At 58.9% G+C, this 18,391-nt stretch carries 16 protein-coding genes; 10 read left to right on the forward strand and 6 right to left on the reverse strand.

Annotated features, from left to right (window positions below):
* Positions 1–254 precede the first annotated feature (254 nt).
* The 3 genes from CLM58_RS17415 to CLM58_RS07175 all read left to right on the forward strand — a co-directional run bounded on the left by CLM58_RS17415 (position 255) and on the right by CLM58_RS07175 (position 4,752).
* Positions 255–1,610 carry a WecB/TagA/CpsF family glycosyltransferase gene (locus CLM58_RS17415; protein WP_095595268.1) on the forward strand — a complete coding sequence of 452 codons (1,356 nt, stop codon included), beginning with the start codon at positions 255–257 and terminating at the stop codon, positions 1,608–1,610.
* 113 nt (positions 1,611–1,723) lie between these two features.
* On the forward strand, positions 1,724–2,239 hold the full coding sequence (locus tag CLM58_RS07170; protein WP_095595269.1) for a molybdopterin-dependent oxidoreductase: 516 nt from the start codon (positions 1,724–1,726) through the stop codon (positions 2,237–2,239).
* An 86-nt stretch (positions 2,240–2,325) separates the two neighbouring features.
* Positions 2,326–4,752, forward strand: coding sequence for a hybrid sensor histidine kinase/response regulator (locus tag CLM58_RS07175; protein ID WP_233133017.1), 2,427 nt, complete (start codon positions 2,326–2,328; stop codon positions 4,750–4,752).
* Positions 4,753–4,765: 13 nt separating this feature from the next.
* Here CLM58_RS07175 and CLM58_RS07180 read toward each other — a convergent pair whose 3' ends face one another.
* Positions 4,766–5,980: a polysaccharide biosynthesis/export family protein gene (locus tag CLM58_RS07180; protein WP_095595270.1), complete on the reverse strand. Its 1,215-nt coding sequence runs from the start codon at positions 5,978–5,980 to the stop codon at positions 4,766–4,768.
* A gap of 204 nt (positions 5,981–6,184) precedes the next feature.
* Here CLM58_RS07180 and CLM58_RS07185 point away from each other — a divergent pair, with 204 nt between their 5' ends.
* From CLM58_RS07185 to CLM58_RS07200, 4 genes are read left to right on the forward strand one after another with little or no spacing between them, the layout of a single operon-like run.
* A complete protein-coding gene (locus tag CLM58_RS07185; protein WP_095595271.1) occupies positions 6,185–7,414 on the forward strand; it encodes an oligosaccharide flippase family protein in 1,230 nt (409 codons plus the stop codon).
* Positions 7,407–8,330 (forward strand): glycosyltransferase family 2 protein, encoded by a 924-nt coding sequence (locus tag CLM58_RS07190; RefSeq protein WP_095595272.1) that lies wholly within the window; start codon positions 7,407–7,409, stop codon positions 8,328–8,330. The genes CLM58_RS07185 and CLM58_RS07190 overlap by 8 nt, the downstream gene beginning before the upstream one ends.
* An 11-nt stretch (positions 8,331–8,341) precedes the next feature.
* The gene (locus CLM58_RS07195) at positions 8,342–9,337 is read left to right on the forward strand and encodes a glycosyltransferase family 2 protein (RefSeq protein WP_095595273.1); all 996 of its coding nucleotides are present in this window, start codon (positions 8,342–8,344) and stop codon (positions 9,335–9,337) included.
* 12 nt (positions 9,338–9,349) lie between these two features.
* Complete coding sequence (locus tag CLM58_RS07200; protein WP_095595274.1) at positions 9,350–10,351, forward strand: glycosyltransferase; 1,002 nt, start codon at positions 9,350–9,352, stop codon at positions 10,349–10,351.
* Between the two features lie 93 nt (positions 10,352–10,444).
* Here the strand turns inward: CLM58_RS07200 and CLM58_RS07205 are convergent, their stop codons facing one another.
* Positions 10,445–11,356: a LysR family transcriptional regulator gene (locus CLM58_RS07205; RefSeq protein WP_095595275.1), complete on the reverse strand. Its 912-nt coding sequence runs from the start codon at positions 11,354–11,356 to the stop codon at positions 10,445–10,447.
* 78 nt (positions 11,357–11,434) lie between these two features.
* Between CLM58_RS07205 and tcuA the strand changes: the two genes are divergently transcribed.
* From tcuA to CLM58_RS07220, 3 genes are all read left to right on the forward strand, one after another.
* The gene (gene tcuA / locus CLM58_RS07210; protein WP_095595583.1) at positions 11,435–12,820 is read left to right on the forward strand and encodes an FAD-dependent tricarballylate dehydrogenase TcuA; all 1,386 of its coding nucleotides are present in this window, start codon (positions 11,435–11,437) and stop codon (positions 12,818–12,820) included.
* The gene (gene tcuB / locus CLM58_RS07215; RefSeq protein WP_095595276.1) at positions 12,810–13,907 is read left to right on the forward strand and encodes a tricarballylate utilization 4Fe-4S protein TcuB; all 1,098 of its coding nucleotides are present in this window, start codon (positions 12,810–12,812) and stop codon (positions 13,905–13,907) included. Before tcuA ends, tcuB begins: the two co-directional genes overlap by 11 nt.
* Positions 13,908–14,024: 117 nt before the next feature.
* Positions 14,025–15,065 carry an AbrB family transcriptional regulator gene (locus tag CLM58_RS07220; protein WP_095595277.1) on the forward strand — a complete coding sequence of 347 codons (1,041 nt, stop codon included), beginning with the start codon at positions 14,025–14,027 and terminating at the stop codon, positions 15,063–15,065.
* Here CLM58_RS07220 and CLM58_RS07225 read toward each other — a convergent pair.
* From CLM58_RS07225 to CLM58_RS07240, 4 genes are read right to left on the reverse strand one after another with little or no spacing between them, the layout of a single operon-like run.
* Positions 15,040–16,014 carry a D-2-hydroxyacid dehydrogenase family protein gene (locus tag CLM58_RS07225; protein ID WP_095595278.1) on the reverse strand — a complete coding sequence of 325 codons (975 nt, stop codon included), beginning with the start codon at positions 16,012–16,014 and terminating at the stop codon, positions 15,040–15,042. The genes CLM58_RS07220 and CLM58_RS07225 overlap by 26 nt on opposite strands.
* Positions 16,015–16,029: 15 nt before the next feature.
* A complete protein-coding gene (locus CLM58_RS07230) occupies positions 16,030–16,212 on the reverse strand; it encodes a hypothetical protein (RefSeq protein WP_095595279.1) in 183 nt (60 codons plus the stop codon).
* Between the two features lie 25 nt (positions 16,213–16,237).
* On the reverse strand, positions 16,238–17,332 hold the full coding sequence (locus CLM58_RS07235) for a 4-oxalomesaconate tautomerase (protein WP_095595280.1): 1,095 nt from the start codon (positions 17,330–17,332) through the stop codon (positions 16,238–16,240).
* The gene (locus tag CLM58_RS07240) at positions 17,329–18,390 is read right to left on the reverse strand and encodes an isocitrate/isopropylmalate dehydrogenase family protein (RefSeq protein ID WP_095595281.1); all 1,062 of its coding nucleotides are present in this window, start codon (positions 18,388–18,390) and stop codon (positions 17,329–17,331) included. The genes CLM58_RS07235 and CLM58_RS07240 overlap by 4 nt, the downstream gene beginning before the upstream one ends.
* Position 18,391: the final 1 nt, after the last annotated feature.

Raw genomic sequence — 18,391 nt, forward strand, 5'->3', positions numbered from 1 at the left:
TGCCCTTCCTTGGCGATTTCCCACATCTAACCAGTTAACGCGCCGGTTGTTAAGGTCCGGTTCTTCTCTAATCGCGGGGCGCCCAGACAAGGGCCTATCCGTTTGGATGGGTTTTGGCGAATTAGGGGCGGATCACCCTCCACCAGAGAGATGTGAACATGCCTTCGGGGCGATGTCCTGTCCGGGTGCGGAATTGCAGCGAATAGGGGTGTTTGGGCAAAAAGAGGTCAACACAACTTACGAAAGTATGACCCATGAAACACCAGACAGACTTCCCCCGTCCCTTGAACTCAGTAGACGTTCTTGGCGTTCCTGTCGTGGACGCCACAACGCGCCAGACCATCGATTGGATCTTGGCTGGCGGCGCTCGGACTGTTTCGTTTCTGAATGCGCATTGCGCCAACCTTCGGTCGAAGGACCCCCATTATGCTGCGGCGCTTCGCCGGACCGATCTTATTCTGCCTGATGGCGTTGGTGTTGAGATGGCCGCTCGGATGACCGGGCAGTGCCTGACCGAGAACCTGAACGGCACTGACTTTACACCAGAGTTGCTGCGCGTGGCTGCAGCGCAGGGGCGTTCAATCTTTCTGTTTGGTGGTGTGCCCGGCACGGCAGAAGCTGCTGCGCGTCAATTACTGCTGAAAGTTCCTGACCTTCGCATTGTCGGCACCCGGGACGGGTTTGCAGGCGCTGCAAACCCAAAGGAGGCCATCAACCAGATCAACGCGTCTGGCGCCGATATTGTGCTGGTTGCGATGGGCGTTCCCCTTCAAGAGATGTGGATCGACCGTCATGAGCGCGATCTGAATGCCTCTTTGATCCTTGGAGTAGGTGCTTTCTTCGACTTCATGGCCGGTAATGTTAGCCGGGCTCCCAAGATGGTTCGTAAATCCAAGCTCGAGTGGGTCTGGAGGCTCGCGATAGAGCCCCGCCGCATGGCCAAACGTTATCTGCTGGGCAACTTCGCCTTCATGGCCCGCGCAGCGCGCTATGCCGTTAGCCGGACCTCGATTGATACCGTGTTGAAGCGTGGCTTCGATATCGCGGCAAGCCTTTCCCTGCTGCTGTTGATCTCGCCGATCCTGCTGACCGTTGCCGCACTGATCAAACTTGAAAGCCCCGGTCCTGCCTTGTTCCGTCAGGTGCGCGTCGGCAAGAACGGTGCCCACTTCACCATTCTCAAGTTCCGCAGCATGCACACCGATGCAGAGGCGCGTCTGGCCAAGATCCGCGAAACCTCTGACCGGGAAGGCGTTTGCTTCAAATCGCGTCATGACCCCCGCATTACCCGCGTTGGCCGCTTTATTCGCCGGTTCTCGATCGACGAGTTGCCACAGGTGCTGAACGTGCTGTTTGGTGACATGTCCTTGGTTGGTCCGCGCCCGGGCCTGCCGTCTGAAGTCGAGGCCTACCCGACGCGCGCAATGGAGCGTCTGCAGGCTCGCCCAGGGATTACAGGCCTGTGGCAGGTCTCGGGCCGCGCTGACATTGGCTTCGACAAGATGGTGGACATGGATGTCGCCTATGTCCGGTCGCGTTCCTTCCTGCTGGATCTGCTGCTTCTGGCACTGACCGCACGGGCCGTCTTGTCTGGCCGCGGCGCCTATTAGGCAAAGGTCTTTCCGGGCACCCTATCCGAACGGGTAGGGTACCCATCCCGAAACCCCTATGTCGGTAGTGATCATCGCTTGGTAGACACAGGAAGACAGTTAAGGAGTTTTCAATGATCGCGGCACTCAACCGACTAGCCCAAGCTCTCTGCCTTTGCATCGGTTTTGCGACCTTCACTCACGCGAACGATCTTGGAACGCCCCAAGGCGAAATTATCCTGACTGTCACTGGCCAGATCGAAGGCAGCAATGCAAGGGAGGCAGCTGTCTTCGATCTGGACATGTTGAGGGCGCTGGATGCGACACAGATCACCACCGACACCAATTGGACTGAAGGCGTGCACACCTTCACTGGGGTCCGCTTGGATATTCTGCTGGATCACATCAAGGCGAATGGCAATTTGATCTCGGCCGTAGCGATCAATGACTACTCAGTCGAAATCCCAGTTTCCGATGCCGAAGAAGGTGGACCCATCATTGCCTATGAAATGGACGGGCAACCCATGTCGCGCCGTGACAAAGGCCCCCTTTGGGTGATTTACCCGTTTGCCTCTTCAAGCAAATTCAGGAGCGAGGTCATATACTCTCGCAGTATCTGGCAACTCGACCGAATGGAGATCCGACAGTAGTTTTGGAATAACAGTATAAACGGAGGTCGCATCTTTTGCGCCTGTTTAAAGAAGTCACGAGCAGAAGATCTGCAATCCTGATCCTTGTGGCCGCACTTTGTGCGGCCACGATTGTGTTTCTGGCGATCGAGATCACCAGGGACTTGCGGTTGCTAAGTTCGGCCCGATCCGACAATGCACAATGGACCTTGTCGCAAGCGGAAGTCGAGTTTCTTGATTTCCAATTTGTGGTCGAACAGGCGCGCAACAGCAGCGACCCTGACCTCGCCTCTGTGCGCAGAGAGTTTGACATCTTTTACAGTCGCATTCGAATCTTGGCGCGCGGCGATCTGTACGCACCGTTGCGCGGTGTGCCGGAGTTTGATCGGGCGTTGACGGCGTCGCTTTCGGCGCTGGATCAGATGATACCGATCATCGACGGGCCTGATCAGGATCTGACAACGGCGCTGGCCCCAATTTCAGAGATGATGGCGTTGTTGCGGCCGGCTGTCCGTGAACTGGCAAATTCGGGCCTTCATGTCTTTGCCGAAGATTCAGACGACAGCCGGATTGCGCTTTCCTACACACTTTTACGTTTAGGAGGCTTGGCGGTTTGTCTGGTTATTGCGCTGCTGTACCTTCTTCAACACGCCCGCAAAGTTGGTCATGAGGCCAAGACACGCAGATCCGAGGCGGAAGGGGCCTTTAGGCGCTTGAACACGGTGCTTCAAACCTCGTTGGATGCGGTGGTCGTCGCCAACAAAAAGGGGGCTATCCTGCAGGTTAATGCCGCTGCCGAAAAGATTTTCTTGATCAACGCGAATGAAGTTGTCGGCAAGTCCATTGGCGAGATTTTCGTGCCCGACCATTTGCGCGACGCGCATGAGGCAGGCATGGCACGTCACGCCGCAGACGGCAGCAAACATGTGGTTGGCCATGGGCGCGTCCGTCTGGAAGGCAAGCGCCAGAACGGAGAGGTCTTTCCGGTGGAGCTTGCCCTTGAGACCGCTCAGTCTGGAGATGAAGATATCATTATTGGCTTCCTGCGGGATATTTCTCCGTTGGTCGAAGCCGAGAACGAACTGGTCGACGCCCGCGACAAGGCGGTGGCTGGTGAAAAGGCCAAGGCCGATTTCCTGGCGATGATGACGCATGAAATCCGAACCCCGTTGAACGGTGTGTTGGGGAACCTGTCGTTGCTGGAGGATACCAACCTTTCCGAACGTCAGGCGCGTTACACGCGTAACATGGATATTTCCGGCAAGCTTTTGATGGCGCACGTGGACGCCGTGCTGGACATCGCGCGGTTCGAATCCGGGGCCACTCAATCGCGCACCGAACCTGTGCACATTGGCCATTTGATGCAGGATATCGTCGACAGCCAGCTTAGCGCTGCCGAGGCCCATGGTAACCTGCTGGAGTGGAGCTGGATCGGCCCCTCAGAAAGCTGGATCGAAGCGGATCCGTCTCGTTTGCAGCAGGTCATTCTGAACCTTGTGGGGAACGCGATCAAATTTACCAGAAACGGGCGTATCGCGATCGAACTCGAACGTTCAGAGGGTGATGGATCAGGCCAGATCGAGATCCGTATAATCGACACCGGCATTGGGATTTCCGAAGAAGATCTGCCGCGTGTGTTCAACGATTTCGAAAGCCTGCACGCACCCTTGGAAGATGGGGTTGCGGGAACCGGTCTGGGACTGGGTATTGCGCGCCGCTTTGTCGAGGCGATTGGGGGCGAAATCGGCGCTGAAAGCACCTTGGGTGAGGGCAGTGTCTTTTGGTTCACCTTCCCCTTTAAGCGCGCGGAGGCACAGCTGGACAGTACACCTGAGGCCCCGACGCTAGAGGCTCGGGCTTTGACGATCCTTGTGGTCGAAGACAATGAAATCAATCTGCATCTGACCAACGAAATCCTGACGCGGCTTGGCCACGAGGTCATAGAGGCGCGCAATGGGCAAGAAGCCGTGCACATTGCCGAGACTCAGGCCTTCGACCTGATCCTGATGGATATTCGTATGCCGGTCATGGACGGATTGGCCGCAACCAAGGCGATCCGTGACGGGAACGGTCCCTGCAAATATATCCCAATCGTCGCATTGTCCGCGAATGTTCTTCCTGACGCCCGAGATCGGTTCACTGCGGGCGGAATGTCGGGATTTTTGGGTAAGCCATTGAATCGGGATGAACTTCAGATCGTTCTGAATAACGTGTCCGGTTCAAAAGACGCGGCAACAGCCGCCCCCAAGAAGACTGAAGAAAATGACGCGATACGCGGTTTCATCGATCGGTATCTGGTGGAGTCGAAAGAGCTGTTTGATTGGCTGGACACCACCCCTGATGATCTAAGCGCGATCGCAGATCGGTGCCATATGATTGCCGGAAGCGCGGCAGCCTTTGGTCAAGCCGACCTGCGGGAAGTCTTGGTTCAGGTCGAACGCCATGCCGACGCCGGGGACCAACCTGCGATGCTTGAAGCGATCAGGCTGGCTCGGAAAGCGTGGAAGGAAGCGCCCGAACCATCGGTCGGTTAGAGCTGCGCAAAAATCAGCGCGGCCCGACCCCGACCAAGCCCAGAACGCGCGCTACGTCGGCGACGTTTGTCACGCCGCTGTCGTAGCAGGCAATCGAGTCACCCGGCAGCACGTAAGGGTCATAGTCGTCCCGGTCCGCGCGACGCAGCTGGTCTTCAATGCTGCGCTCAATCACGATCGACACGCCGGTGATCGGGTCGCGGGTGAACAGCAAGGCCGACCGATGAGCGCTGGTCGCGCGCACGCCGCCTACGCAGTTGGTGTCAAAAACCGCCTGCATGAACCGGGTGCCATACGGCACTTCGCGGACAGAGCGGCCGATCGCCGATGACGCATTGCTGGTTGCTGGTTGCGTCAGGTTCGACATGAACAGCGACACGCCCGGAGGGCTGACCGGACTTGGCCGCATCAGGCCATCCTGAAAGCAAAGGCGTGAGGGCACAACGACCTCATCCCCAGACAACAGCATGACATCAACCATGTTGCGCCCTTGGAAAACTCCTGTCAGGTCCAGCTGGTATTTTTGCCCACCTCGATACAGCGTAATTGCGGAGAGATCGGCATCCGGGCGCACGCCTCCGGCAGAACGAAGGGCCGCCGACAGGTTTCGTGCTTCGGTCGACGCGCCAAGGGCGGCTTGGCGCGCACTGTCGATCTGATCGGCGGACTTGCCTCCGATCTCGACCCCGTGGGGCTCGAACACTGCGCCGGATACAGCGACCGAAACGCTGGCATAATCAGCCACCCGGACGGAAATACGTGGTGCGGAGGTATAGAAACCGTCTTCCACCAGAAACTGCGCCAAATCCGCTTCTATCTGGGAAGGGCTGCGGCCCTGCGCGCGGACCGCGGGAAGGAAGGGCAATTTCAGAAGGCCATCACGTGAGACCACGTAGCTGCCGTTGAACGTGTCGTCTTCACCGATGCGCACATCAATCAGGTCGTTCCGCGAGAGGCGCTCTCCGCGCAAAGAGGCTGCGGCTAGCGCCCCGCCTTTGCCAGCGCCATCACCCGTCAGGCCCAGATAGGGGCGACAAGAGGCAGCGTTCATCTGCTCCGACATCAAAACTGGCTCTGACCCGGATGTTTGTGGGTCCCGATATTGCGCCTGATAGGCCTCACCCGTTTTCACGGGCGGAAGGTTTTCAGGCGACGGCGCTGACCCACAGGCGGTCAGCGCAGCCACACACAGGCTGGCGCAGTAAGTCCTGGAGCTTTTGGTCAGCATGACATCCTCTAACGTATCTTTGCTCCAGAGATACTCTGAGTTGATTAATGACGCCAGTTATTGGTGCGGATTAAAAACCTATCCAAGGGGATAGGGCTTAAGACAAACGCGACCCATCCCCGTCCGGCCGCGCCGAAGACAGGCTGGGCCAACGCAGGGTAATAAAAGAGGATCCCCGACGGAGTCCTCGATTTGTCAATTAAGATGCCCCCATTTGTTAGCCAGTTGATGGCCTTTGGCGCCTCTGAGGCCGCAACCAAAGCCTCGCGCCTGTTTGTCGTGATTGCGGTCGCCCGGCTTCTTAGCCCGACTGACATCGGCATCGCAGCCGCGGCTTTGGCAACGGGCGACATTCTGAAGTCCTTAACTGAAAATGGCGTCGGTCAACGGATTATCGCGGCCAAGGATGACGCGCTAGAGGCCACCTGCGCCACGGCCCATCGGCTGTTCTGGATCTGGTGCCTAGGTCTGTTTGCTGTGCAGGCCGCGATCGCTGCGGCCCTTTGGCTAAGCGGTGGGTCGGTGATGATTTGCCTCCTGATCCTTGTTTTGGCGGGCGAGTACCTGTTCATGCCAGCCGGTCTGGTGCAGGTGGCGCTGGCCATGCGAGCAGGCAAGCTGCGCCGGATCGCGGCGATTGCTGGCGGTCAGCGGGTGCTGTCTAACCTGATGTCCGTCGCTCTGGCGCTGGTTTGGCCCACGGCGATTGTGCTGATTTTGCCGCGCCTTCTGACCGCGCCGTTCTGGCTGATCGCGGTGCGTCGCTTGCAGTCTTGGCGCCGCGCTCCGGGCATCCGTCCCGCCCCGGTGCGCCCATTTCTGACATTTGGCTGGGCCGTTCTGGGGATTGAGGTCGTTAAAGCCCTTCGTATGCAGGCTGACAAGCTGCTGGTTGGGCTTTTGCTGGGGCCGCAGGCGCTGGGCATGTATTTCATGGCCTTCAACGCAGGCCTTAGCCTTGCCTCCTCATTCTCGGTCGCCTTGTCGGTTGTCCTGTTCCCGCATCTTTGCGCCAGCGATGATCGGGCTGCGGCCCTGCGTCAGGGGATGACCTTGTCGCTTGGTCTGATCGCCCCGGCTGTCATCCTGCAGGCCATTCTGGCGCCGTGGTACGTGCCCCTTCTGTTGGGGGATGACTGGGCGCACCTGTCCGATGTCGTATCTGTCCTGTGCCTTGCCGCAATCCCCACCATCCTGTGGACCGCTGCGGCGGGTTGGATGCGGGCCGAAGGCCGCCCGGGGCAGGAACTGAAATCCACCATCTTTGTCACGCTGGCACTGATGCTGAACACGGTCGTCCTTGCGCCCTTTGGGCTGACGGCCATCGCCTGGGGCTACTTGGTCGTTTCGGGCGTCACCATGACTTTGGCGGCCTATCCGGCCCTTAAATTCGCCTTCTTCCGACCAATCAACGAGCGTTTGACCCATGCCTAAGTTCACCATTGTTATCCCGATCTACAACGCCGCTGATACCCTGCCGCAGACGCTGGACAGTATCCGTGCGCAGACCTTCACGGATTGGCAGGCACTTCTCGTCGATGACGGCTCTACGGATGAAAGCTTCGAATTGGCCTACCAGGCAGAGCTTGCAGACCCGCGGTTCAAAGCCTGCTGCAACAATGGGAAAGGCCCAAGCGACGCGCGAAACTATGGTGCTATGGTTCTGGCTGATGGAGATTACATCGCTTTTTGCGATGCAGATGACATTTGGCTTCCGGGCAAGCTGCAAAGCGTTGCTGATGCATTCGACACTCAACAAGCTGACGCCATCTATGGCCAAATCGGCTTCTTTCAGCACTGCCCCGACAAGCTTAGCACCGTCTCGACAGTGCCAGAGGGTCCGGTCTCTGTTCCCATGTTGTTGGGCGAAAACCCCGTTTGCACCACGTCGAACCTGACCGTCCGCCGCGAGGTGCTGATGTCTTTGGGTGGGTTCGACGACCGTATGATCCACAATGAAGATCTAGAGCTTCTTATCCGTCTGGTTGGCAACGGGTTTACCCTGCTGGGGGTGGATGCGCGCCACGTCCTTTACCGCACCAGCGTCGGCGGTTTGTCCGCTGATCTGGATGCCATGCGGATCGGACGCGATCGCGCCCTGTCCACCGCCGCAGGCTTTGGCTTTGCCCCGGATGCCGCAGCCGAAGCGATCCACCTTCGCTATCTGGCGCGTCGGGCCCTGCGCTTGGATGTGGAACCCAAAATTGCTCTTCGCCTTGCCCGTGCCGGTCTTTCGCAAGACGCACGAGCCTTCCTGTCCCCTCCGCGTCGTGGGGCGGCCACTGTAGTCGCCGCGCTTTGCGCGCCGGTTATGCCGGCCGCCCTGCGTCGTTCTTTGTTTGCCCAATAAGGAGCTTTCCAATGCCGAAGGCCTCTATCGTCGTTCCCGCGTTCAACTGCGCCTCCACCCTGCCAGAGACTTTGGTCTCGCTGCGTCAGCAAAGCTTTCGTGATTTCGAGATTGTAGTGATTGACGATGGGTCGACCGACGAAACCCCTCAGATCGCACAAGAGCACGCCCAGTGTGACCCGCGGATCCGCGTGGTTCGCCAGCCCAATCGGGGTCTGGCAGGCGCGCGCAACAGCGGGATCGCCGAAGCCAAGGGAGAGATCATTGGTTTTTGCGATGCGGATGACCTTTGGCATCCCAACAAGCTGGCCAACCATGTCGACCATTTCGACCAGTCTCCGCATGTTGGGCTAAGCTATTCCGGGTCAGAGCTGATTGACGAGGCGAGCCAGCCCACTGGGCACGCTCAACGGCCTCGCCTCACTGGGGTCACGGCTGCGCATGTCTTCAAGCGTAATCCGATCGGCAATGGGTCTGCCCCGGTATTTCGCCGTGCGGCACTGCAATCGCTGGCCTGGCGTCCCCGGCACGAGCGCCAGCGTGATTGGGTTTTTGATGAGACCTTTCGACAGTCCGAAGACATCGAATGCTGGTTGCGGTTTGCCCTGACCACGGATTGGGTGATCGAAGGGATCCCGGGACTTCTGACAGGGTATCGTTTGAACGGTGGCGGTCTGTCCGCCAATGTTGATCGCCAGCTGGAAACATGGGAGCGCGTAGTGACAAAGCTGCGTCCGCTTGATCCGGCTTTCTTCGCAAAGCACGAAGACACGGCGCGAGCCTATCAGCTGCGCTACCTTGCCCGCCGCGCTGTGCGCAGTAGCGATGCATCAACGGCTGTGACCATGGTTCGCAAGTCCATGCGCAGCTCGACCAAGCCCCTGCTGGAGGAACCGCTGAAAACGCTGACCACCTGGGCTGCGGCCCATGCCTTGGCGCGGTTTGGCGACGCCCCCCTGCGGCGGGCCCAATCGCTGCTTCGCCCAATGAAAACCACCCAAAACTAATACGAGGCTGTTATGAGTACCCGTCCTGTAATTCTGCATATCGTTGATGACACCACCCCCGGCGGCGTCATGAGGGTTTTGGAACATCTTGTGACCTGCCCGCTGGTAGCCCAATCTGCCGAGCACACGTTCCAGTCCGTGCGCCGCGACCGTCCGTTGCCCGGTGTTCGTGCAGACATCATCGTCTCGCACCTGTCGATCAGCTGGCGTTCTTTGCCGAAGCTGATCTCTTTCCGGGCCCGTCATGCCACCACTCCGTTGGTACATGTTGAGCACAGCTATACCGAGGCTTTCACGGCCCTGAACGTGCCGTCGCGCGCCCGGTTCTACACGCTGTTGCGCACGGCTTACGCCTTGTTTGACCGGGTAGTTGCTGTTAGCGAAGCACAAGGCGAATGGTTGCGTAATCGTGCCTTGGTGCGCGCGCAGGCGCTGCGGGTCATCGCGTCTTGTGTGAACCTTGATCGGTTCCGGTCTTTGCCGCGGTCCAATGCGGCCCCCACACGTTTTGGTGCGATTGGTCGTCTTGACCGCCAAAAAGGGTTTGATTTGTTGATCGACGCGTTTCGGGCTGTTCCCAACCCGTCGCTGCGCTTGGATATCTTCGGAGATGGGCCCGAGTTGCCCGCATTGAAGTCCCAAGCTGCCGGTGACCCACGCATTCATTTCCGCGGCCACAGCGCCTCGCCCGAGGCGGCAATCGCCAGTGTTGATGCGGTGTTGATGCCCTCGCGCTGGGAAGCCTTTGGCCTTGTCGCATTAGAAGCACGCTCAGCGGGCCGCCCGATGGTGCTGACCAAAGTGGACGGTCTTGCGGATCAGGCGACCGACGGCGTTACAACGCTCAAGGGGCATGTCGCATCAGCATGGTCTGACGCGATAGCAGCACTTTCGAAGCAAGCGCCTCAGGGTGACATCGCGGCCAGCACTGCGAATGCGGAAGCTGTGTTTGCCGAAGGTTGGAGCAGCCTGATTTCAGAACTTCATGGAGAAGTTGAAAAGCAGGCAGCCTAAGAACGGCAGTTTAGGAACCGGCCCATGGGTGTGATCTGCCTTCATCGGGGAAGGCGATCAATTCCCTTGAAGCATGGGGCTAGCACCTTCGTGTTACAGTTCGGCGGTAATGGCGCGGATGATGTCCTTGAAACTATCTTCTGACGCCGTTGCCTTTTGTCCCACCCGGTCGAGAATTCCAACAGGCCGCAGGATGGTTGGGTTTTCGATGGGTCTGAAAGTCACACGCTTGTCCGTAAAGGATGCAACAGCAGACAGGGGTAAAAGGGCAAGGCCGATCCCTTCAGACACAAAATCCAGCGCTGTGGTAGAGCGGCGGATTTCGTAGGACCACGGAAGCGGCAAGCCCGCGCGAGCCATGGCCTCGTCGATCAGCAGCCGGTTTCCCGTGCCTCTTGTCGGCACGATCAACTCCTCGCCGGCGATGTCAGTCCACGTGACCCTTTCTTTCGCAGTCAAAGGATGTTCCGCGCGCAGGGCCAGCACGATCTGATCGTCAAAAAGCGGCTCGAACCGGGTGTTGGGTTCTAGCTCGGGGATCGAGCAGATGCCGAAATCCGCCTCTCCGCTGGCGACAGCTTCGGCAACGGCGTTGGCATTGCGGTCCAGAACCCTAAAACGGGCAGATTGACCTTCCTCGTGGAACTGACGGATGGCTCTGGGCAGGATGGATTTTACCACGGTTGGAATGATGGCGACGGTCACAAGTGCATTGCGCTGGTGGGCGAAGGCCACGCTTTCGTCCCGCATGGCCAAGGTGGTTTCACGGGCATTCTCAAGGATCGCTTCGGCACGCGCCTGCAAGCGTTTGGCCGCGAGGGTGGGTTTGACCGCACGGGTTGTGCGCTCGAACAGGACGGTGTCCAATGCTGTCTCAAGCTTTTGCACGCGGCGCGTAACGGCTGATTGGGACAGGTTCAGCCGGTCGGCCGCAAGGTTGAAAGAGCCGGTTTCCTTGACGGTCAAAAAGGCTTCTAGGTCACTGAAATCATAATTTATGCGCATTATGCAATAATCGACGTAAAAGCATCATTGGTCAAATTAAAAGGCGGTTGATATCCCGGCTTCAAAGGGACAATGACCATGACCACTGAATATGACATTGCGGTAATCGGCGGTGGCAACGCCGCTTTGTGCGCGGCTATGACGGCCGCCGAAGCGGGTGCCAAAGTGCTGATCCTAGAGACCGCGCCCAAAGCCTATCGCGGCGGGAATTCTCGCCACACGCGCAACTTCCGTTGCATGCACGCGGGTCCACTTGGCCCGTTGGTCGAAAGCTACAGCGAAGAAGAGTATTTTGCCGACCTTATGAAGGTCACTGCGGGCAAAACCGATGAAAAACTGGCGCGTCTGGCCATTCGCACCTCTGAGGAGTGCCTGCCATGGATGGAAGAACGTGGTGTTCGTTTCCAGCCGTCATTGTCGGGCACCCTGTCGCTGGCCCGCACCAACGCGTTTTTCATGGGCGGGGGGAAGTCGCTTGTGAATGCGTACTACCGGACCGCCGCAGATTTGGGCGTGGACGTATTGTACGAAGCGGCGGTTACGCATCTAGAGCTGAACGGCGATCAGATCGACTGGGTGGATTACACCCATGAAGGTCAAAGCCATCGGATAACGCCGAAGGCCGTTGTCGTCGCCTCGGGCGGGTTCCAGGCCGATACCGATTGGCTGACCCGCGCATGGGGCGAACCCGCAAAGAACTTCCTGATCCGTGGAACGCCATATAACCGCGGGGTCGTTCTGGCTGATCTGTTAGAGCAGGGGGTTCAGTCGGTTGGCGACCCGACCCAGTGCCACGCTGTTGCTATTGACGGTCGTGCGCCCAAGTTCGACGGCGGGATCGTGACCCGTCTGGACTGTGTTCCTTTCTCGATTGTGGTGAACAAAGACGCAGAACGCTTCTATGACGAAGGCGAGGACACTTGGCCCAAACGCTATGCGATATGGGGCCGGTTGGTGGCCGCGCAGCCCGATCAGGTCGGCTACGTCATCATCGATGCTAAGTCGCTGAACCTGTTCATGCCGTCGGTCTTCCCGCCGCTGAAAGCGGACACGCTAGAGGAACTGGCTGGGATGATGGACCTGCCCGCCGACAAGCTGCGGGCTACGGTTAAAGAATTTAACGCCGCCTGCGGGGATACCTCTAATTTCCACCCAACAGAACTGGATGGGGTCACCACCACGGGTATTGAGCCGCCCAAAACCAACTGGGCGCGCCCGATCACCGAACCGCCATTCTATGGCTACTCGCTGCGCACAGGTGTGACCTTCACCTATCTGGGTCTCAAGGTTGACGATAACGCGCAATGTTCGACCGCCGATGGCCCGATCAAAAACCTTTGGGCTGCGGGTGAAACCATGGCCGGGTCGATCTTGGGGCAGGGCTATCTGGCTGGTTACGGCATGACTATTGGAACCGTCTTTGGACGCATCGCAGGACGAGAGGCCGCCGCCTATGCAAACTGATCTGCTTCAAGAGGCCCGCCGTCAGGCCGAGATTTGCAACGCCTGCCGCTATTGCGAGGGCTATTGCTCTGTCTTTCCGGCGCTGCATCGGGAAAGGGCCTTTTCGGATGGCGACCTGACCCAGCTTGCCAACCTCTGCCATAACTGCCGGGGCTGTTACTATGCCTGCCAATACACGGCACCGCATGAGTTCGACCTGAACCTGCCCAAAGCATTGGCCGAAGTGCGCCGCGACAGTTGGGAAAGTTTCGCATGGCCCGGCCCCTTTGCCCGCGCCTTCCAGACCCACGGGTTGCGCATTGCGGCCTTCAGCGTTCTTGGCTTTGCGGTTCTTTTCTGGGCGATCCGGGCGATCGGTTCAGCTGGGGGCGAAGGCTTTTATGCCGCGCTGTCTCACAATGCGATGGTCGCGATCTTTGCGCCTGCCTTTCTGTTCCCGCTGCTCAGCCTTGCAATCAGCCTGCGTGCTTACTGGACATCGGTGGGCGGGGGGTCTGTTCGCCTGTCTCATATCACGGCCGCGCTTGGCTCGGCTGCAAAGATGAAGAACCTCGCGGCGGGCCACGGTGATGGCTGCAACTTCGAGGACGAGGATCGATTCTCACACGCGCGTCGCCATGTGCATCAGGCCGTCATGTATGGTTTCCTACTGTGCTTTGCGTCGACCTCTGCCGGGACGGTGATGCACTATGCGTTTGGCATGCAGGCGCCTTATTCGTTTTTCTCTTTGCCAAAGCTGCTGGGCGTGCCCGGAGGTATTCTGCTGACCGCCGGCACCATCGGCATGGCGGTGCTGAAGACTAAGGCAGACAAAAACCTCGCCGACGTGAAAGCTTGGGGCGCCGAGATGGCCTTTATCCTGCTTCTTGGCTTTGTCGCCTTCAGTGGTTTGGTGCTTTATGCGCTTGGAGGGACAGCAGCCATGCCGCTTCTGCTGGCGCTGCACCTGGGCGCGGTTCTGAGTTTCTTCCTTCTGACACCGTACAGCAAAATGGCGCATGGCTTCTATCGGCTTGCAGCCCTGATCCGGGAAGAACAGAACCGACAGCCTGCGCCCGCCACGCGCCCGAAGCAGCATCGGGCCTAAGCGAACTGGCGCAGCAGCGAAACAGATCCGAATTGACTTGCGGCCCCAACCAATTGTTCGGCTGCTCTCAGGATACTGAAGAAAAGACCGCATCCTATTAAGCGGCAAGGTGTAGATATGTTGACTGACTTCCAAGCGCGCCTGAAGACACTCATCGCGGCCCTTGTTGGCTTAGGGGTTTTCTATGGGCTCAACTTGCCGCTGCCCTTCCTGTTTGGGCCAATGGCCGGGTGTCTGGTGGCGGCTCTGTCGGGCGTGCGGCTGAAAGGCTTTGGCCAGATCTCGGTTGGGGCACGCACGATCCTTGGAATTGCTGTCGGAACCTCGATCACACCGGCAGTGCTGGCCCAGGTGCCGCAGATGGCGGGCTCGGTCGCATTGATCCCCGTCTATCTTCTGGCGATCGGGCTGATAGGCGTTCCCTACTTCCGCAAGGTTTGCGGGTTTGATCCAGTCACCTCTTACTATGCTGCGATGCCCGGCGGGCTGCAGGACATGATCATCTTCGGGCAAGAGGCAGGGGGCAATCCACGTATCCTGTCGCTTGTTCACGCTACGCGAGTGCTGATGATCGTCACCATCGCGCCGGTCCTTCTGACCACGCTTTACGGGGCGGGGCTGACCAACCCGATTGGTCGCCCGGCGGCAGAGCTGCCTTTGACAGAAATGGCGTTGATGGTTGCCGCTGCCCTGATCGGGTGGAAGGGGGGCGAACGGATCGGACTGTTCGGGGCCTCTATCCTTGGTCCGATGATCGTTGCGACGGCCCTGTCCCTTGGCGATCTGGTCCATTCACGGCCACCGGCCGAGGCCATCCTGGCCGCTCAGTTCTTTATCGGGCTTGGGGTAGGGGTGCACTATGTGGGTGTGACCCTGAAAGAGCTGCGCCAGATCGTGTCAGCGGGCGTTGCCTTTGTTATGATCCTTGCGATCCTCGCCACGTTCTTTGCGAAACTGGCGACCTCGCTTGGGTTGGCGCCCTCTGTCGAAGCTTTCTTGGCGTTCGCCCCCGGTGGTCAAGCCGAGATGACCGTTCTGGCGATTGTGGCAGGGGCAGATCTTGGCTTTGTCATTGCCCACCACCTGCTACGTATCGTCCTTGTGATCACCGGGGCGCCAATTATTGCGCGATTTATGAGGTCCAAACCTCGGGATTGATCATGTGGATCGGCGCGCCTTCGGCATATGCGTTGACCTGATCGAAGATGTCGCTGAACTGTACCTCAAACTCGTCTTCGGTGACGAAGCCGATATGCGGTGTGCAGATCAGGTTGGGATGCGAAAGAAGCGGGTCGGACGGGTCGGTCATCGGTTCGGTGTCGAACACGTCGATGGCAGCCGTTCCGGGGCGGCCCGCATTCAAGGCCCCCAACAGCGCACCAGGTTCCAGAAGTCCTGCCCGAGAGGTGTTCACGAAGACCGCATCTTGGCCCATCTGTGACAGATCCTGCGCCGTGATGATCCCGCGCGTTTCGGCCTTCAGGCGCAGGTGAACCGAGACGACATCGCTTTCTGCAAAGAAGGCCTCGCGACTGGCTGCTACGGTTGCGCCGTCGGCGAGCGCACGGGCGCGACCGTCTTCAGAGGCCCACCAAACAACCTCCATTCCGAACGCCTTGGCATATCCCTCGACGGCCTTGGCGATCCGGCCATAGCCGTAAAGCCCCAGACGACGCCCGTTCAAGGTCTTGCCCACGCCCATTTGCCACTTGCCGGCCTTGGTCGACGCCATCTGAGCCGGAATCTGGCGCATTGCAGCCATGATCAGTGCCCAGGTCAGCTCTGCCGCGGCATAGTTCGTGGACCCGCTGGGGATCATGGAGCTTAGAAGCACGTTTTGGTCTGTGCAGGCTTCCACGTCGATGTGCGGATAAACATTGCGCTGGCTGATCAGACGCAGGTTTGGAAGACGCTCTAGCAATTCACGGGTCACCTTGGTGCGTTCGCGAAACAGAACCAACGCTTCGGCATCAGACAGGCGGTCGACCAAAGTGTCGATATCCGAGGCGTGATCGGTCCAGACGGTCACGTCATGGCCCGCCAGCTTGGCGAAGCAAGGCAGACCACGCAGCGTGTCAAACCAGTCGTCCAGAATATGTACCTTCATCACTAACTCCGCTGATTACTTATAAGCTTGAATGGCCCGGGCCACGCGATCATGCAAGTCCGACAGGCGTCTTGTTTCGTTGTCCGGATCTTGCAGGTCCAACCCCGGTTTCGAAAGTTTCTGTCCAAGTGCATCGCGGACTGCTGTCAGGCTTTTTATGGCAGCCGATACCTGATCCTGCGCTTCATAAAGGGTCATCTTCCTAGCTTCCTGATTGCGTTATTTAAGAACTATGCCCGGCCCAGACATTGCGCGGTACATAGACCTGCCCGTCGGCCAGCTTGCGCGCGGTACGGACCAGCCCGGCGGCGTTCAGCTCGAACCCGTTTTCGTTCGTGGAATCGACCAAGACGTCGATGGTGCCCGAGGCATGTTCCAGTACGACATTGGCGGGGTTTTCGTTGGGGCGGTTCAAAAGCCCGTCAGAAACCGATCCAGGCGTCAATGCGCATGAGGCCAGACATTGCGCGCCAGTCACGGCCATGGTCGGGTGGGTTTTCCAAGGCATGAAATAGCGCGCAGCAATCGTCCCGCCTTGGGTTGCCGGGGCCAAGAGCCCGAACTTGGGCGTGACCGATTTGGTCACGTCGCCCATGCCCATCAGTTCGCCGGCCTTCAGGCGCATGGCTTCCATCCGGTCAAAGAAGGCGCGGTTGTCGTCAAGCTCTGCCGCGGACTCATAACCAGTCAGCCCAAAAGCATCGGCGCGGGCAATGACCACGGGCATGGCGACGTCCATGCAGGTGACTTCGATTCCGTCGATCGTGTCGCGAAGGTTGCCGGTGGGCAGGAAGGCACCTGTTGAAGAACCGACGACACCCATGAATTTCAGCAACACAGGCGCAGAGGTTCCGGGCACACCCGCGATTTCTGCATCCCCATCGTAGGTCAATTCACCGTTGGGCGTTTCTACAGTGGCCACTATCTGAGCGCCTGTGTTCACGGCACGGATTTTGATTTCCGTCTTGTCGCCCTGCGGTGCGATCAGGCCCATTTCAATGGCGGCAGGTCCAACCCCTGACAGGATGTTTCCGCAGGTGGGTTTGAAGTCGACCAGCTTTTCTTCGACAGAGACCTGCGCGAAGAAATAGTCGATGTCCGCCCAGTCTTCCTCGCTTTTGGAAAGCATGGCGACCTTGGTGGTCACAGCGGCCCCGCCGCCGATCCCGTCGATATTGAGCGCATGGCCCGAGCCCACGACAGAAATCAACACCTCGGCGAGCGTGTCGAGGTCTTCGGGAAGGTCGGCCCGATTGAAGTAGGGGCCCTTGGAGGTGCCGCCGCGCATGAAGATATAGGGGATGCCGGTTTGGGTCATTGGAGTTTCTCTTGGATGATCGTTGTGATGTGAGTGGCAAAAGCCTGTGTGCCGAGCGCACCGCCAAGGTCGCCCGTGCGGGTTTCAGGAGAGGCGAGCGCGGCCGTGACTGCGGTGCGGATCAGGTCCGCAGCGCGACCCTCGCCGAGATGGCGCAAAAGCATTTCAGCAGAGAGCATCAGCGAGACCGGGTTGGCCTTATCCTGTCCCGCGATGTCGGGGGCAGAGCCGTGCTGGGCCTGCGCAATGGCGTGGTCATGTCCGAAATTGAGCGACCCGGCGAGGCCAAGGCCGCCAGAAAGCTCAGAAGCGAGATCAGAGAGGATGTCTCCGAACATGTTTGTTGTCACAAGAACGTCGAACCGGGCGGGGTTTCGAACGAGATGGGCGGCAGCAGCATCTACGAGAAGTTCGTCATAGACGACTTGGGGATGGTCCGCGGCAACTTCGCGGCAACACTCAAGGAACAACCCGTCAGAGACACGCATCACATTGGCCTTGTGTATGGCCGTGACGTGTTTGCCGGGGCGCGTTTCAGCCAGGTCAAACGCGGCACGGGCGATATTCATACTGGCGTCGCGGGTGATCTTGCGAAGGGCCATCGCCGTGTCGGGGTCGGGCATGAATTCGCCGCTGCCCGAATGCATGTTGCGATCAGCGTAAAAGCCTTCAAGGTTTTCGCGCATCACCACCAGATCGAAGGGGACCCGGGTCGGTGCCTCAAGGCCGCTCCACGTGGATGCCGGGCGGTGATTGGCGAAGAGTGACAGCTCTTTGCGCAGTACACCCGAAGGGTTGAGCCCACCTTGTTCGCGGGGTGGGTAAGCGTTGTGCGAAACCGGGCCAAGAATGACCCCGTCTGCGGCTTCTGCGGCGTCAATCACCTTTGGTGTAATGGTCGAGCCGGATTTCTCAAGCGAGGCAAAGCCGATGTCGGCATGGGCCAATTCAATCGGCTGCCCCAATGCAGGGGCAACCGAATTAAGCACGGTAAGGGTGGCTTCCATGATCTCTGGGCCAATCCCGTCACCTTGCAGGCAAAGGAGCTTCAGCGGCATC

It is taken from the genome of Actibacterium pelagium (genome assembly GCF_002285415.1).
Lineage (GTDB): Bacteria > Pseudomonadota > Alphaproteobacteria > Rhodobacterales > Rhodobacteraceae > Actibacterium_B > Actibacterium_B pelagium.